The organism is Pseudomonas floridensis (assembly GCF_002087235.1).
Lineage (GTDB): Bacteria > Pseudomonadota > Gammaproteobacteria > Pseudomonadales > Pseudomonadaceae > Aquipseudomonas > Aquipseudomonas floridensis.
On sequence record NZ_MUIO01000061.1, the window covers coordinates 1 to 16,095 of the forward strand.

The window sequence follows — 16,095 nt, forward strand, 5'->3', positions numbered from 1 at the left end:
TTCAACACGAAAGTGTCGGTTGAAATTGGATAGATTGGCGTAACCGACCTCGAAACAGATGTCCGACACCGACATGTCGGACTGCAACAGCAGTCGGCAGGCGCGCTGAATCCTCAGTTTGCGCATCAGATCGATGAAACCGTGACCGGTAATACGCTTGAAAAAGCGCGAAAAACCGGGATCTGTCATGTCCAGACGTCGGGCAATCACTGACAGGCGAATATCGTTGGTCAGCTCGGTTAGCAAATAGTCGAACGCTTTATTGATGCGCTCGGAACTGCGGGCATCCAGCGTCGGCGCGTAACAACTGCTGGCGAGCAGGTGCGCTTCCTGCGCCGGGGCTTTCAGCAGTGTGTTGATCAGTTGCAGAAACAGGATCAGCCGCTCCAACCCTTGCGCAGCACCGATGCTTTCCAGCAATCGGGCTGCCTGCACGGCGCTGGCTCCCGTGAATTCAAGGCCACGACGCGCCTGCTCGAACAACCGCTGCAGTTCGCCCAGCTCCGGCAGCGTATTGCGCAACGCGAGCAGGGCCGCGCCATCGAACTGCAACACCACGTCACGCCCACGCAAATGCTCTCCCGGCACCACATCACCTATCCAGTCATGGGGCAGGTCGGGCCCGATCAGCGCCACATGGCCTGCGCCGAACTCACCAATGTAGTCGCCCGCGACCAGCTTGCCGCTGCCGTGCCGGATCAGGTGAATCTCGAATTCGGGATGATGATTCCAGCGCGCCAGATCGTAGGGATAGTCGTGCTCGTACCAGCGAAAGCACTGATCAGGCTCGGGAAGAATGACTTCCAGTTCCGCAGGACGCTGCTCGAAAAGAGCTGCTCGGCTGTCAGGCATCGGATGCCCCTTTTTTTGTTTTGGGTGCTTCTTGTTGTAGGCGCCTCTTGCTGCCAAGGGCGCTTCGCAGGCGCTCAACATACGCCGTCCCGCCCCCGACCCGCTAGCAGTGAGAACGCCCGGCGCTGATACTTTTTTGATTTCAGACGACTGGAGTGCCTGCGGTTAAAAAAGTATCGGTCGGGGATTCACCCTGCGTTTGTCCGGGTCATTGCCGACTGCTGTAATCCATCCGTCCCCATGGCTGCGGCATGGACAGGTTCACGAGCAGGCTCAGTTCCACATAGCGCCCATCGAGGGCCGTTCTCCAGCCATGGTCAACAACAAAAATAACAGCTCCCGTCGTTACCCGGCGCGGAGTGGAGAGCACGACGATGAACATTCACAACGCGCTTTTGCTGTCCGCTGGTCTTTCCTTCGCACTGGTCAGCCACGCGGCTGAAACGGTGACCATCGCCACCGTGAACAACGGCGACATGATCCGCATGCAGCGGCTATCAAAACTGTTCGAACAACAGCACCCCGACGTGAAGCTCAATTGGGTGGTGCTGGAAGAAAACGTCCTGCGTCAGCGCCTGACCACCGACATCGCGACCCAGGGCGGTCAGTTCGATGTGCTGACCATCGGCACTTATGAAACGCCGCTGTGGGGCGCCAAACAGTGGCTGGAGCCGATTTCCGGATTGCCGCCCGAATACGACCTGCAAGACATCTTCCCCGCCGTGCGTCAGGGCCTTTCGGTCAACAATACGCTGTACGCCCTGCCGTTCTATGGCGAAAGCACCATCACGTACTACCGCACAGACCTGTTCAAGCAGGCCGGCCTGAGCATGCCGGAACACCCGATCTGGACCCAACTGGGCGAATTTGCCGCAAAGCTGCATCAGCCGGACAAAGGCCTGTATGGCATGTGCCTGCGTGGCAAGGCTGACTGGGGCGAAAACATTGCGTTGCTCAGCACCATGGCGAATGCATTCGGCGCACGCTGGTTCGATGAGCAGTGGAAGCCGCAACTGACCAGCCCGGAGTGGACCAAGGCTGCGAATTTCTACGTGGACACCCTGAAAAAATACGGCCCGCCCGGGGTGACCAGCAATGGCTTCAACGAAACGCTGGCCTTGTTCAACAGTGGCAAATGCGCGCTGTGGGTGGACGCCAGCGTGGCGGGTTCCTTTACAACCGACAAGGAGCAAAGCCGGGTTGTCGACAGCGTCGGCTTTGCACCGGCGCCGACCGAAGCGACTGACAAGGGTTCTTCCTGGCTGTACGCATGGTCGCTGGCAATCCCGGTTTCCTCCAGGCACAAAGATGCCGCCAAGGCGTTCATCACCTGGGCGACGTCGAAGGAATACATCCAGTTGGTCACCGAGAAGGACGGCATCAGCAACGTCCCGCCAGGCACTCGCGCCTCGACCTACAGCGATGCCTATCTGCAGGCGGCGCCGTTCGCCAAAGTGACCCTGCAAATGATGCAGCACGCAGACCCGGCGCAACCATCCGCCCAGCCGGTGCCCTACGTCGGCATCCAGTACGTGACCATTCCGGAGTTTCAGGCCATCGGCACCTCGGTCGGCAAACTGTTCACCGCCGCCCTGACCGGCCAGACCTCGGTCGAGCAGACCCTCGCCGCCGCGCAGGCCGTGACTGAACGGGAGATGAAGCGCGCCGGGTATCCGAAGTAATCCGCAGCCCCTTCGACACACTTTAAAGATGGATCACGACTCATGAAAAGACTGGAAGGTAAAAGCGCGCTGATCACCGGATCGGCCCGCGGTATCGGGCGCACCTTTGCGCAGGCGTACATCCGGGAAAGCGCGACGGTGGCCATCGCGGATATCAATCTGGAACGCGCGCAGGCCACCGCCAACGAACTGGGACCGAACGCCTATGCGGTCAAAATGGACGTGACCGATCAGGCCTCCATCGATCAGGCAATTGCGGCAGTGGTGACACAGACGGGCAAGCTGGACATCCTGATCAACAACGCCGCGATGTTCGATCTGGCGCCTATTGTCGACATCACCCGCGAGAGCTTCGAGCGTTTGTTCTCGATCAATGTCGCCGGCACGCTGTTTACCCTGCAAGCCGCAGCCCGACAGATGATCGCTCAGGGGCACGGCGGCAAGATCATCAACATGGCCAGTCAGGCAGGCCGCCGAGGTGAAGCGCTGGTGGCGGTGTATTGCGCGACTAAAGCGGCAGTCATCAGCCTGACCCAATCGGCCGGTCTGGACCTTATCAAGCATCACATCAACGTCAACGCCATCGCACCCGGCGTGGTGGATGGCGAACACTGGGATGGCGTCGATGCGATGTTCGCCCGCTACGAAAACCGGCCGCTGGGCGAGAAGAAAAAGCTGGTCGGCGAACAGGTGCCGTTCGGTCGCATGGGCACGGCGGACGACCTGACCGGCATGGCAATCTTTCTCGCCTCGGCGGACAGCGAATACGTGGTGGCGCAGACCTACAACGTCGATGGAGGCAACTGGATGAGCTGATCCTGTGAACAAAAGCCGGTCGCCACTTCCATTGATGGGGCGATTGGCTAAGATGCCCGGACCGCACGTTGTGATCCGCGGCATCACCGAAGCACAGGAGCTGCAATGTCCACCGAAGAGGAGCTCGCCATTTCCGGCGGCACACCGATGATCCCCGATCAGCGCCGGGAACTGATGCTGCGCCAGTTACGCAAGCATCAGGTGCTCAGCGTGCATCAGTTGATGGAGATGTTCGACTGCTCGCACATGACCATCCGCCGTGACATCGCGTTGCTGGAACAGGAAGGGCGCGCCTATTCGGTAACCGGCGGCGTGCGTATCGCAAGCCAGGTGCACAGCGAACCCAGTCATCAGTCCAAGGCCGTGGTGGAACTGCCGCACAAGCAGGGCATGGCACGGTTGGCGGCGAGTCTGCTGCATCCGGACATGACGATCTATCTGGATGCCGGCACCAGCACGCTGGAAATCGTGCCGCACATCGTTGCGTTGTCGGGCATGACGGTGGTGACCAATGATTTCGGTGTGGTGAATGCACTGGCCGATGCGGGGCATGTGGATGTGATTCACACCGGCGGCCTGCTCGACCACCCGAACCGTTCGAGCGTCGGCGGGCTGGCGGCCGCTACATTGCGGCAACTGGCGACGGACGTGGCGTTCATGTCCACCAGCTCATGGGACCTGCAACGCGGCACCACCACACCATCGGCCCTGAAAGTCGAAGTCAAGCAGGCGGCCATGCAGTCAGCCTCGCAGACCGTGCTGGTCGCGACCAGCTCCAAATACGGCACCTTCGGCATGTACAAGGTGGCCGGGCTCGATCAGTTCGACACCATCATCACCGATGCCGCCTTGGCCGAAGCCGCCGCCGACGGCATCCGAAAACAGCGCATCGAACTGCTGCTCGCCCCGGTTGGCGGCAAGCGCTAGGCCCTTTTATTCACTGAAGATGCTGCGCCTGATCCACCGCCTTCGCGAGCGAGCTCGCTCCTACTTGTCGTACTCAGGTGCAGGCCTGTGGGAGTGAGCCAACTTTATTCAACTACCCCTTCGATAGACCTTTTTCGCGGACAAGTTGGCTCCCACGAGCACATGCCTGTGGACCTCTGTTGGAGTGGACAAGTCAGCCCCCACGGGTACGTGCCTGACCGGTGGACCGCTGTGGGAGTGGACTTGTCCACGAAGAGGTCTGTTCAGACCCCGTACTCCGCAAGCTCGCCCTCACTGGTCACCGCACCATCCGTGGGAGTGAGCTTGCTGTCTTTGACTACTCCTTGGATAGACCTTCTTCGCGGACAAGTTGGCTCCCACGAGCACATGCCTGTGGACCTCTGTTGGAGTGGACAAGTCAGCCCCCACGGGTACGTGCCTGACCGGTGGACCGCTGTGGGAGTGGACTTGTCCACGAAGAGGTCTGTTCAGACCCCGTACTCCGCAAGCTCGCCCTCACTGGTCACCGCACCATCCGTGGGAGTGAGCTTGCTCACGAATGGGCCCGTATATTCACTGAAGATGCAGCGCCTGCTCCACCGCCTTCGCGAGCGCGCTCACTCCCGCTTTTCCCCAACCCAATCAAAAAAACCCTACAATGTTAATTTATGTGAAAAATAAAAATACTTCACATTATTTACTCATTGATTCACTGTCCGATTCACAGATCAGAACAATAACGTCCGAAAGCCAGCGTCACAGGCCCGGACACTGACTTTGAGGATTACTGCATGAACACTAAGAATGTTGGCGTCATCGGCCTGGGTGCGATGGGTCTGGGCATTGCCCGTTCGTTGCTGCGCAGCGGTTTCAATGTGCATGCCTGCGACGTGCGCACCAGCGTGACCGAGGCGTTCGCGCAGGAAGGTGGTGTTGCATGTGAATCCCCGGCCGCCATGGCGGCTGCCTGTGATGTGATCATCACCGTGGTGGTCAACGCCGAGCAGACTGAAACCGTGCTGTTCGGCGAGAACGGCGCAATCGCCGCGCTGCGTCCCGGCAGCCTGGTGATCGGTTGCGCCACTGTCGCGCCGACGTTCGCGGTCGAGCTGGGCGAGCGTCTGGCCGCACAACATCTTCTGTACCTCGATGCCCCGATCTCCGGCGGCGCAGCCAAGGCCGCTTCCGGCCAGATGACCATGATGACTTCCGGCCCGGCCGAGTCGTACGCCAAGGCAGAAGCGATCCTCAACGGTATGGCCGGCAAGGTCTATCGCCTGGGCGACGTTCACGGCCTGGGCTCGAAAGTCAAAATCATCAACCAGTTGCTCGCCGGCGTGCACATTGCCGCAAGCGCCGAAGCCATGGCGCTGGGCCTGCGCGAAGGGGTCGATGCCGACGCCCTGTACGAAGTGATCACCAACAGCGCCGGTAACTCGTGGATGTTCGAGAACCGCGTGCCGCACATCCTCAACGCCGACTACACGCCGCTGTCGGCCGTCGACATCTTCGTCAAGGACCTGGGCCTGGTGCTGGATACCGCCCGCAGCAGCAAATTCCCGCTGCCACTTTCGGCCACCGCCCACCAGATGTTCATGCAGGCCTCCAGCGCCGGGTTCGGCCGCGAGGATGACTCCGCCGTGATCAAGATTTTCCCGGGCATCGAACTGCCGAAAGCCAAGACCGATAAAGCCTGAGGAGCCTTTGATGAGCCTGAATGACTCTCGCCCGCTGTTGGGCTGCATTGCCGACGATTTCACCGGCGCGACCGACCTGGCCAACATGCTGGTACGCGGCGGCATGCGTACCGTGCAGAGCATTGGTATTCCCAGCGCTGAAATGGCTGCCGGTCTGAATGCCGATGCCATCGTCATCGCCCTCAAGTCGCGCACCACGCCTTCGGCTGACGCTGTCGCCGAATCGCTGGCCGCGCTGGAATGGCTGCGCGAACGTGGCTGCGAGCAGATTTTCTTCAAATACTGCTCGACCTTCGACTCCACCGCCGCGGGCAACATCGGCCAGGTGAGCGAAGCGCTGATGGAACAACTGGGCAGCGACTTCACTCTGGCCTGCCCGGCGTTCCCGGAAAACGGCCGCACGATTTTCCGGGGCCATCTGTTCGTGCAGGATCAGCTGCTCAGCGAATCGGGCATGCAGAATCACCCGCTGACGCCAATGACCGACGCCAATCTGGTCCGCGTGCTGCAAGCGCAGACCATTCAAAAGGTCGGCCTGCTGCGCTATGACACTGTCGCCAAAGGCGTCGACAGCGTGCGCAGCAAGATTGCCGAACTGCGTGCCGAAGGCGTGAGCATGGCGATTGCCGATGCGCTGTCCGATGCCGATCTGTACACACTAGGTGAAGCCTGCGCCGATCTGCCGCTGCTGACCGGCGGCTCGGGTCTGGCGCTCGGCCTGCCAGGCAATTTCCGCAAGGCGGGCAAGCTGCGTGACATCGACGCAGCCAGGCAAATCAAGGTCGACGGCGGTGAAGTCGTGCTGGCGGGCAGTGCATCGGTCGCCACCAACGGTCAGGTCGCGGCCTGGCTGGAAGGCAACCGCCCTGCCCTGCGCATCAACCCGCTGGATCTGGCGGCTGGCAAGCCGGTCGTGGAACAAGCCATTGCGTTCGCCAAAGACGCTGGGCAAACCGTGCTGATCTACGCGACCAGCACGCCGGACGAAGTCAAAACGGTGCAGAAGACGTTGGGTGTCGAACGCTCCGGCGCGATGGTCGAAGACGCGCTGGGCCAGATAGCCAAAGGGCTGCTGGACGCAGGCGTACGACGCTTCGTGGTCGCAGGCGGTGAAACCTCCGGCGCAGTGGTTCAGGCGCTTGGCGTGCAATTGCTGCAGATCGGCGCTCAGATCGATCCGGGCGTGCCTGCCACGTTCAGCCACGGTCAGCAACCGCTGGCAATGGCGCTGAAATCCGGCAACTTCGGCGCACGCGATTTCTTCGCCAAGGCCCTCAAGCAACTGGCGGGGGACGTTTGATGATCGACGAAAACGCGCTGCGTCAGGAAATCTGCGATGTCGGCCGATTGCTGTATGGCCGTGGCTACACGGTCGGCAGCGCAGGCAACATCAGCGCCCGTCTCGACGATGGCTGGCTGATCACACCCACCGACGCCTGCCTGGGCCGCATGGACCCGGCCGATATCGCCAAGGTCAATCTGGCGGGCGAATGGGTGTCCGGCAGCAAGCCGTCCAAAACCCTGGCGCTGCACCGTGAAGTCTACGACCGCAACCCGGAGGTCGGCGGCGTGGTGCACACCCACTCCACGCATCTGGTGGCGCTGACCCTCGCGGGCGTGTGGCGTGAAGACGACATTCTGCCGCCGCTGACGCCCTATCAGGTCATGAAAGTCGGGCACATTCCGCTGATTGCCTACGAGCGTCCCGGCTCGCCCAAAGTGGCCGAGCAGGTCGCGCAACTGGCCAACAGCGTGCGCGGCGTGATGCTGGAGCGTCTTGGCCCAGTGGTCTGGGAAAGCTCGGTCGCCAAGGCCTGCTACGCCCTGGAAGAACTCGAGGAAACGGCGCGCCTGTGGCTGATGACGAATCCCAAACCTGCACCGCTGGCACCTGAGGCTCTGGAAGAACTGCGGCAGGTGTTCGGCGCCGATTGGTAACCGAAACCCATTGATCGGGAGGCGCGTCGCGCCTCTTGGCCAACCCCGGCGTGGCCGGAAAACAATAACAACAGGAATCGAGAGCATGACTTACCCACACCCCGCTTTTGTTCGGATTCGCTCGCTGTCACCCATCGTCTCTTTTAATGGGAGCGCGCAGGCATGACGCCAATCATGTTGATGGCCATCGCCGGTGCGGGCATCGCACTGCTGTTGTTTCTGGTCCTGAAGTACAAATTCCAGCCCTTCGTCGCACTGATGCTGGTAAGCATCATCGTGGCGCTGGTTGCGGGCGTTAAGCCTGCCGATCTGGTCGCCACGATTGAAGGCGGCATGGGCAAGACCCTCGGCCACATTGCGATCATCATTGCCTTGGGCGCGATGATCGGACGCATCATCGAACTCTCCGGGGGTGCCGAGGCACTGGCCAGAACCCTGATTGACCGCTTCGGCAACAAGCGCACGCCACTGGCGCTGACGGTTGCCGGTTTCATGGTTGGTATTCCGGTGTTCTTCGAAGTCGGCGTGATCATCCTCATGCCGCTGGCCTATGGTGTGGCGCGTGCCGCCCGCAAACCGCTGATGATCTTCGCCCTGCCGATGTGTGCGGCCTTGCTGGCAGTACACGCTTTTCTGCCGCCGCATCCGGGCGCTGTCGCAGCCGCCAGCCAGTTGGGCGCAGACCTGGGTCGCGTGCTGATGCTGGGCATTCCGATTGTTGCCGTGTTGTGCGTGATCGGTTATTTCGTGGCCGGGCGCATGACCCGCAAAACCTACCCGATGACCGATGATATCCGCGCCGAAGTCTATGGCCCGCACGTCACTAATGAAGACCTGGAAGCCTGGGCGCGCAACGATTATTCGAACGTGCGCGAAGCCACCGAAACCCGCACCCTGGGCGCCGAGGAAAGCGCGAGCAGTCTGGCGAGCAAGCTGCCGCCTGCGCCCGCACCGGGTTTCGGCCTGATCATCGCCCTGATTCTGCTGCCCATCGTGTTGATCCTGATGGGCACGCTGGCGACCACCCTGCTGCCCGCCGACTCCACATTACGCGCCATCCTGACCGTACTGGGCGCGCCGCTGGTTGCGCTGTTGATCGACACCCTGTTGTGCGCCTGGCTGCTGGGTTCGCGCCGTGGCTGGAGCCGCACGCAGGTTTCCGACGTGATCGGCTCGGCACTGCCGGGTGTGGCGATGGTGATTCTGATCGCCGGTGCCGGTGGTGTGTTCGGCAAGGTGCTGGTCGACACCGGTATCGGCGCGGTCGTCTCCGAGGCGCTGCGCAACACGGGCCTGCCGGTGCTGGCGCTGGGCTTTTTACTGACCCTGCTGCTGCGCGCCGTGCAAGGTTCGACCACGGTTGCGCTGGTAACCACCGCAGGCATTCTCAGCCCCCTGATCGCGACCCTGGACCTGAGCGCCAACCACCTGGCCCTGCTGTGTCTGGCCATGGGCGGTGGCGGTCTGGCGATGTCGCACATCAATGACGCCGGTTACTGGATGTTCACCAAGCTGGCAGGCCTGAACGTCGCCGACGGCTTGCGCACCTGGACCGTACTGGTCACGCTGCTGGGCACACTGGGCTTCGTGATTACCCTGCTGCTTTGGCCATTCGTCTGACCCTTTGAAGACTGGAGTTAACATGCCTCGTTTCGCCGCCAACCTCAGCATGCTCTACCCGCAGCATGACTTCCTTGAGCGCTTTGCCGCAGCCGCCGCCGACGGTTTCGGCGCGGTCGAGTACCTGTTTCCCTATGCCTGGACGCCACAGGAACTCAAGCAGCGCCTGAGCGACAACGGCCTGGTGCAGGCGCTGTTCAATGCGCCACCGGGCGACTGGGATGCGGGCGAACGAGGCATTGCCACGCTGCCGGGTCGCGAAGCTGAATTTCGCAGCGGCATCGAGCGCGCGCTGGAGTACGCACAGGTGCTGGGCAATGACCGGGTTCACGTGATGGCGGGCTTGCTGCCCAGCGAAGACCTGCGTGAGCGTCATCAGGCGGTCTATCTGGAGAACCTGGCGTTCGCGGCCGAGCAGGCCAGGGCCGCTGGCGTCACGATACTGATCGAACCGATCAACACGCGTGACATGCCGGGTTTCTTCCTCAACCGCCAGGATCAGGCGCAGGAGATCTGCAAGCAAGTGGGCGCGGACAACCTGAAAGTGCAGTTCGATTGCTATCACTGCCAGATTGTCGAAGGCGACCTGACCAGCAAGCTGCGTCGTGATTTTGCCGGGATCGGCCATATCCAGATCGCTGGCGTGCCGGATCGCAACGAGCCGGACCTGGGTGAACTCAACTACCAACACCTGTTCGACGTCATCGACGAGCTGGGCTATCAGGGCTGGATAGGCTGCGAGTACCGCCCCAAGGGTGACACCAGCCAGGGGCTGGCGTGGTTGCGTCAGTTACAGGGCAAGTAAAACCACCTGAGCGTGTGCACAGGCCCCCGGGAGGCTCTGCGTCCCGGTCGGCTCTGATCAAGCGTTCGCTCAGGATGAGAAACTCACTCCGGAATATCGAACTGATCCTTGATGTAGCGAATTTCCGTGCGGCCGTGCGGTGCAGGCTGGCCATCCTCGCCCAGATTGACGAACACCATCTTCTCGACGGTCAGAATACTCTTGCGGGTGATCTTGTTGCGGACCTGGCACTTGAGAGTGATCGAGGTGCGGCCAAACTCGGTGGCGGTGATCCCCAGCTCGATGATGTCGCCCTGGCGCGAAGCGCTGACGAAGTTGATCTCGGAAATGTACTTGGTCACCACACGCTGATTGCCCAGTTGAACGATGGCGTAAATGGCCGCTTCTTCATCGATCCAGCGCAACAGGCTGCCGCCGAACAGGGTGCCGTTGGGATTGAGGTCTTCAGGCTTGACCCACTTGCGGGTATGGAAATTCATGTTCACTCCTGAGCGTCTTCGATAAGAGAACCGCATCATGGCAGAGCCAGCCGCTCGCGCCCATGCCCGCGCCCATTGTGACTGTGTATCGTGACGATTGACGCACTGCGACCGGCTCATTTTGATAGAAGCCGTAAGCGCCTGAGGCCCAAGCACTTATCGCCAGACGCCGACCCAGACGCTCGCAAACCGACAGAAAGTCTTGGGAAGAATCGCCAGCGCGGCTATACTGCCAACCGTTTCAAACGGCCATCCACGCTGATGCCGTTCCCGCCACCTGTCCGAGGGGCGCTGCAGCAGGTTTTCCCTGTCAGGCTCGGATGGGGCGTTGTTTGACCGGTCGATGCTCGATCGGCAAGCCTTAAACGCACAACGGCGCCCATTCGCATTTTTATGGAATGGAGACTCTCAATGAGTGCTGTAATCACGCCCGCAGAATTTAACGATTTCAAGGTTGCCGACATTTCCCTGGCAGCCTGGGGCCGTCGCGAAACCATCATCGCCGAATCCGAAATGCCAGCCCTGATGGGTCTGCGCCGCAAGTATGCCGGTGAGCAGCCTTTGAAAGGCGCGAAGATCCTCGGCTGCATCCACATGACCATCCAGACTGCCGTGCTGATCGAAACCCTGGTTGCCCTGGGTGCCGAAGTGCGCTGGTCGTCGTGCAACATTTTCTCCACTCAGGACCAGGCCGCTGCCGCAATCGCCGCTGCCGGCATCCCTGTGTTCGCCTGGAAAGGCGAGACCGAAGAAGAGTACGAGTGGTGCATCGAGCAGACCATCCTGAAGGACGGTCAGCCATGGGATGCCAACATGATCCTCGACGACGGCGGCGACCTGACCGAGATCATCCACAAGAAATACCCGGCGATGCTGGACAAGATCCACGGCGTCACCGAGGAAACCACCACCGGCGTACACCGCCTGCTGGACATGCTGGCCAAGGGCGAGCTGAAAATCCCGGCCATCAACGTCAACGACTCGGTGACCAAGAGCAAGAACGACAACAAGTACGGCTGCCGCCACAGCCTGAACGACGCCATCAAGCGCGGCACCGACCACTTGCTGTCCGGCAAGCAGGCGCTGGTGATCGGCTACGGTGACGTGGGCAAGGGCTCGGCCCAGTCCCTGCGTCAGGAAGGCATGATCGTCAAAGTGACCGAAGTCGACCCGATCTGCGCGATGCAAGCGTGCATGGACGGTTTCGAACTGGTCTCCCCGTTCATCGACGGCGAAAACGACGGCACCGAAGCCTGCATCGACAAGGCTCTGCTGGGCAAGATCGACCTGATCGTCACCACCACCGGTAACGTCAACGTCTGCGACGCCAACATGCTCAAGGCGTTGAAAAAGCGTGCCGTGGTCTGCAACATCGGTCACTTCGACAACGAAATCGACACTGCCTTCATGCGCAAGAACTGGGCGTGGGAAGAAGTGAAGCCACAGGTTCACAAAATCCATCGCACCGGTCCTGGCGCATTCGACGCCCAGAACGATGACTACCTGATCCTGCTGGCCGAAGGCCGTCTGGTGAACCTGGGCAACGCCACTGGTCACCCAAGCCGCATCATGGACGGTTCGTTCGCCAACCAGGTTCTGGCGCAGATCTTCCTGTTCGAGCAGAAGTACGCCGATCTGTCGCCAGCCAAGAAGGCCGAGCGTCTGACCGTTGAAGTGCTGCCGAAGAAACTCGACGAAGAAGTGGCCCTGGAAATGGTCCGCGGTTTCGGCGGCGTCGTGACCAAACTGACCAAGACACAGGCCGATTACATCGGTGTGACCGTCGAAGGTCCGTTCAAGCCACACGCCTACCGTTACTGATTGATCTGTGTGAGCGTGCGCGGCGTTTCTGACGCTGCGCACACGCTCGCAGCAGTCAATGAACTGTAGGAGCGGACTTGTCCGCGAAGGCATTTGATCTGTCACCCGTCTTTCGTTGATAGGCAGATTTCTTCGCGGACCAGTCCGCCCCCACACTCTGCGACCTCCCGTTCGCTTCAAGATGAGATCGGCCTCCATGAGCCAAGAACGTCGCTACAGCTTCGAGTTCTTCCCCACCAAGACCGATGCTGGACATGAAAAGCTGCTGACCGTTGCGCGTCAGCTGGCAAGCTACAATCCGGATTTTTTCTCCTGCACCTATGGTGCCGGTGGTTCGACCCGCGACCGCACGCTCAACACCGTGCTGCAGCTGGAGAACGAAGTCAAAGTGCCTGCCGCCCCGCACTTGTCGTGTGTCGGTGACAGCAAGGCTGACTTGCGCAGCCTGCTGAGCCAGTACAAGGAAGCCGGCATCAAGCGTATCGTTGCGCTGCGCGGCGACCTGCCTTCCGGCATGGGCATGGCCAGCGGCGAACTGCGTCACGCCAATGATCTGGTCAGTTTCATTCGCGAAGAGACCGGCAGCCACTTCCACATTGAAGTCGCCGCCTACCCGGAAATGCACCCGCAGGCGCGCAATTTCGAAGACGACCTCAAGCACTTCGTCAACAAGGCCAATGCCGGTGCCGACAGTGCGATCACCCAATACTTCTTCAACGCCGACAGTTATTTCTACTTTGTCGAGCGCGTGCAGAAGATGGGCGTGAACATCCCTATCGTGCCGGGCATCATGCCAATCACCAACTACAGCAAGCTGGCGCGCTTCTCCGATGCCTGTGGTGCGGAAATCCCGCGCTGGATCCGCAAGCAGCTGGAAGCGTATGGCGATGACGTGCAAAGCATTCAGTCGTTCGGCGAAGACGTCATCACTGAAATGTGCGAGCGCCTGCTCCAGGGCGGCGCACCCGGCCTGCACTTCTACACCCTGAATCAGGCGGATCCGAGCCTGGCAGTCTGGAACAACCTCAAACTGCCACGCTGACAGCCGCTGCAATACCGCGATTTCCCTGACAATTTCCGGGAGATCGCGGCGCACTACACCGTTGGGCAGCAGGAAAGCAGCGTATTGCGCTCGCTCTGTTATACTCCAGCCTTCCCGCCAGGCTTACGCCCGGACGCTCGGTCTTGCAATCGTCACCTCGCTCACGCCAACAGCACACTTTCCAACAGGTGCAGGCGTCACGAGATGAACTTAAGACCCCGCAGGACCGGACGGGATCGCGTTGTCTTTACACGCCATTCGCGCCAGGCAAGACATCCCTTGAGCTTAAGCTCCAACAGAACAGGATTACTCATGTCCTTTGCTTCCCTCGGTCTCTCCGAGGCTCTAGTCCGCGCCATCGAGGCAGCGGGCTACACCCAGCCTACTCCGGTGCAACAGCGGGCCATTCCCGCCGTGTTGCAAGGTCGCGACCTGATGGTTGCGGCACAGACAGGTACTGGTAAAACCGGCGGCTTCGCCCTCCCTATTCTGGAGCGGCTGTTTCCCAATGGTGTTCCGGACAAATCCCAGCGTCATGGCCCGCGCCAACCCCGCGTGCTGGTCCTGACCCCGACCCGCGAACTGGCCGCACAGGTGCATGAGAGCTTCAAGATCTATGCCCGCGACCTGAAGTTCGTCAGCGCCTGTATCTTCGGCGGCGTCGGCATGAACCCACAGGTTCAAGCCATGTCCCGTGGTGTGGACGTACTGGTAGCCTGCCCCGGCCGCCTGCTTGACCTGGCCGGACAAGGCAGCGTCGACCTGTCCCACGTTGAAATCCTGGTGCTCGATGAAGCAGACCGGATGCTCGACATGGGCTTCGTCCATGACGTCAAGAAAGTGCTGGCCCGCTTGCCTGCCAAGCGCCAGAACCTGCTGTTCTCGGCCACCTTTTCCAATGACATCACCGCGTTGGCCGGCAAACTGCTGCATAACCCCGAGCGCATCGAAGTCACGCCGCCGAACACCACGGTCGAGCGTATCGAGCAACGGGTGTTCCGCCTGGCCGCCAACCACAAGCGTTCGCTGCTGGCGCACCTGATCACCGTTGGCGCCTGGGAACAAGTGCTGGTGTTCACTCGCACCAAGCACGGCGCCAACCGTCTGGCCGAGTACCTGGACAAGCACGGCCTTGCTGCCGTCGCGATCCACGGCAACAAGAGCCAGAACGCCCGAACCAAAGCGCTGGCCGACTTCAAGGCCGGCGATGTGCGCATCATGGTCGCTACCGATATCGCCGCACGCGGTCTGGATATCGACCAGTTGCCACACGTGGTCAACTTCGAATTGCCGAACGTCGATGAAGACTACGTTCACCGCATCGGTCGTACCGGCCGTGCAGGTCGCTCGGGTGAAGCCATCTCGCTGGTCGCTCCGGACGAAGAAAAGCTGCTCAAAAGTATCGAGCGCATGACCAAACAGAAGATCCCTGACGGCGATCTGATGGGCTTCGACATCACTGCAGTCGAGGCCGAAAAGCCTGAAGTGCGTGAGCGTCCCGATGTGCGTAATCCACGTGGCGCACGTCCTGCCCGTGGTGATGGCGACAAGAACAACGGCGGTCGTCGCGACAAGGGAAAGGATAAAGGCAAGGAAAAACCAGCCGCAGCGGCCGCCAATGGCGAGCGCCCTGCCCGCCCGCCACGCGAAAAAAAACCTCGTGAAGGCACGCCTCGCGGCGAACAACGTGCTTCGCAGGCTGCGGCACCACGCCCGCAGTCGGACCGTGCACCGGACGAGTTTCTGGATGACGAAGTGGACAACTTCGGCAACCGCGCCGACTACGTGAGTCCGTATCAGGGCAAAGGCCAGAACCGTGGCCGTCGTCCTGGCGCGGCCACCGGCGCAGCACCAGCCGCAGGTGGCGCGGCGCGTCCTGCCAATCCGGGTCGCACCGGTGGCGGCGCACGCACAGGTTCCGGCACTGGCGCACCCAAGCGCAACGGTGCTGGCGCAGGCACGGGCTCAGCACCACGCTCGCGTGACGGCCAAGCACCGCGCAACCGTCGCCCGGCCCGTGATGATCGCGCCCCACGCGAACCTCAGGAGCCGGTGGTTCGCAGCCAGCGCGATGGTCAACCACAGCCCAAGATCGTGCACAAGGAATCGAAGATCGACCGTTTCCCGTCTGCCGAGCAACTGGACCAGTTGCCAACGCGTCCGCGCGGTGAAAAACCGGCCCTGCTGACCCGCAATCGCGATAGCTGACAGCCGCTGTAAACACAAGACGCCCCGACCTGTTCGGGGCGTCTTTGTTTGTAGCCCAGCATAGAAAAATCTGGACACCATCAGGTTCTGGCAAACGCTTGTAGGAGTGGACTTGTCCACGAAAGCGGTCGCCAGGCTCTGCATCCTTATCGCGTGTACCTCTTTCGCAGACGAGTCCGCTCCCACTGGCTGGCGCATCACCCGTGGG

14 protein-coding genes and 1 riboswitch are annotated in these 16,095 nt (G+C 61.1%); of the genes, 11 read left to right on the plus strand and 3 right to left on the minus strand.

All coding sequences use genetic code 11. The features are described 5' to 3' along the window. A partial coding sequence (locus BZK31_RS15580; protein WP_083183904.1) for an AraC family transcriptional regulator occupies positions 1-852 on the minus strand: 852 nt, incomplete at its 3' end. 208 nt (positions 853-1,060) lie between these two features. After that, positions 1,061-1,234 (minus strand): hypothetical protein, encoded by a 174-nt coding sequence (locus BZK31_RS29475; RefSeq protein WP_157900750.1) that lies wholly within the window; start codon positions 1,232-1,234, stop codon positions 1,061-1,063. Between BZK31_RS29475 and BZK31_RS15585 the strand changes: the two genes are divergently transcribed. The 8 genes from BZK31_RS15585 to otnI all read left to right on the plus strand — a co-directional run bounded on the left by BZK31_RS15585 (position 1,227) and on the right by otnI (position 10,337). Then, positions 1,227-2,534, plus strand: a complete 1,308-nt coding sequence (locus tag BZK31_RS15585; RefSeq protein WP_083183855.1) for an ABC transporter substrate-binding protein — start codon at positions 1,227-1,229, stop codon at positions 2,532-2,534. The genes BZK31_RS29475 and BZK31_RS15585 overlap by 8 nt on opposite strands. A gap of 42 nt (positions 2,535-2,576) precedes the next feature. Further along, positions 2,577-3,350 (plus strand): L-iditol 2-dehydrogenase, encoded by a 774-nt coding sequence (locus BZK31_RS15590; RefSeq protein ID WP_083183856.1) that lies wholly within the window; start codon positions 2,577-2,579, stop codon positions 3,348-3,350. Between the two features lie 105 nt (positions 3,351-3,455). Next, positions 3,456-4,277, plus strand: coding sequence for a DeoR/GlpR family DNA-binding transcription regulator (locus BZK31_RS15595; RefSeq protein ID WP_083183857.1), 822 nt, complete (start codon positions 3,456-3,458; stop codon positions 4,275-4,277). A 791-nt stretch (positions 4,278-5,068) separates the two neighbouring features. Continuing rightward, entirely contained in the window at positions 5,069-5,974 is a 906-nt protein-coding gene (ltnD, locus tag BZK31_RS15600) for an L-threonate dehydrogenase (protein WP_083183858.1), read from the plus strand. Positions 5,975-5,984: 10 nt separating this feature from the next. Beyond that, positions 5,985-7,274 (plus strand): 3-oxo-tetronate kinase, encoded by a 1,290-nt coding sequence (gene otnK, locus BZK31_RS15605; RefSeq protein ID WP_083183859.1) that lies wholly within the window; start codon positions 5,985-5,987, stop codon positions 7,272-7,274. After that, positions 7,274-7,912: a 3-oxo-tetronate 4-phosphate decarboxylase gene (gene otnC, locus BZK31_RS15610; protein WP_083183860.1), complete on the plus strand. Its 639-nt coding sequence runs from the start codon at positions 7,274-7,276 to the stop codon at positions 7,910-7,912. The genes otnK and otnC overlap by 1 nt, the downstream gene beginning before the upstream one ends. A 162-nt stretch (positions 7,913-8,074) precedes the next feature. Next, a complete protein-coding gene (locus BZK31_RS15615) occupies positions 8,075-9,532 on the plus strand; it encodes a GntT/GntP/DsdX family permease (RefSeq protein ID WP_083183861.1) in 1,458 nt (485 codons plus the stop codon). Positions 9,533-9,554: 22 nt separating this feature from the next. Continuing rightward, entirely contained in the window at positions 9,555-10,337 is a 783-nt protein-coding gene (gene otnI, locus BZK31_RS15620) for a 2-oxo-tetronate isomerase (RefSeq protein WP_083183862.1), read from the plus strand. An 83-nt stretch (positions 10,338-10,420) separates the two neighbouring features. Here the strand turns inward: otnI and BZK31_RS15625 are convergent, their stop codons facing one another. Then, positions 10,421-10,816: an acyl-CoA thioesterase gene (locus tag BZK31_RS15625; protein WP_083183863.1), complete on the minus strand. Its 396-nt coding sequence runs from the start codon at positions 10,814-10,816 to the stop codon at positions 10,421-10,423. A 277-nt stretch (positions 10,817-11,093) separates the two neighbouring features. Further along, a riboswitch (S-adenosyl-L-homocysteine riboswitch) is annotated at positions 11,094-11,204 on the plus strand. Positions 11,205-11,227: 23 nt separating this feature from the next. Here BZK31_RS15625 and ahcY point away from each other — a divergent pair. From ahcY to rhlE2, 3 genes are all read left to right on the plus strand, one after another. Next, the gene (gene ahcY / locus BZK31_RS15630; RefSeq protein WP_083183864.1) at positions 11,228-12,637 is read left to right on the plus strand and encodes an adenosylhomocysteinase; all 1,410 of its coding nucleotides are present in this window, start codon (positions 11,228-11,230) and stop codon (positions 12,635-12,637) included. 181 nt (positions 12,638-12,818) lie between these two features. After that, a complete protein-coding gene (metF, locus tag BZK31_RS15635; protein ID WP_279628806.1) occupies positions 12,819-13,679 on the plus strand; it encodes a methylenetetrahydrofolate reductase [NAD(P)H] in 861 nt (286 codons plus the stop codon). A gap of 312 nt (positions 13,680-13,991) precedes the next feature. Continuing rightward, positions 13,992-15,887, plus strand: coding sequence for an RNA helicase RhlE2 (gene rhlE2 / locus BZK31_RS15640; RefSeq protein ID WP_083183866.1), 1,896 nt, complete (start codon positions 13,992-13,994; stop codon positions 15,885-15,887). Positions 15,888-16,095: the final 208 nt, after the last annotated feature.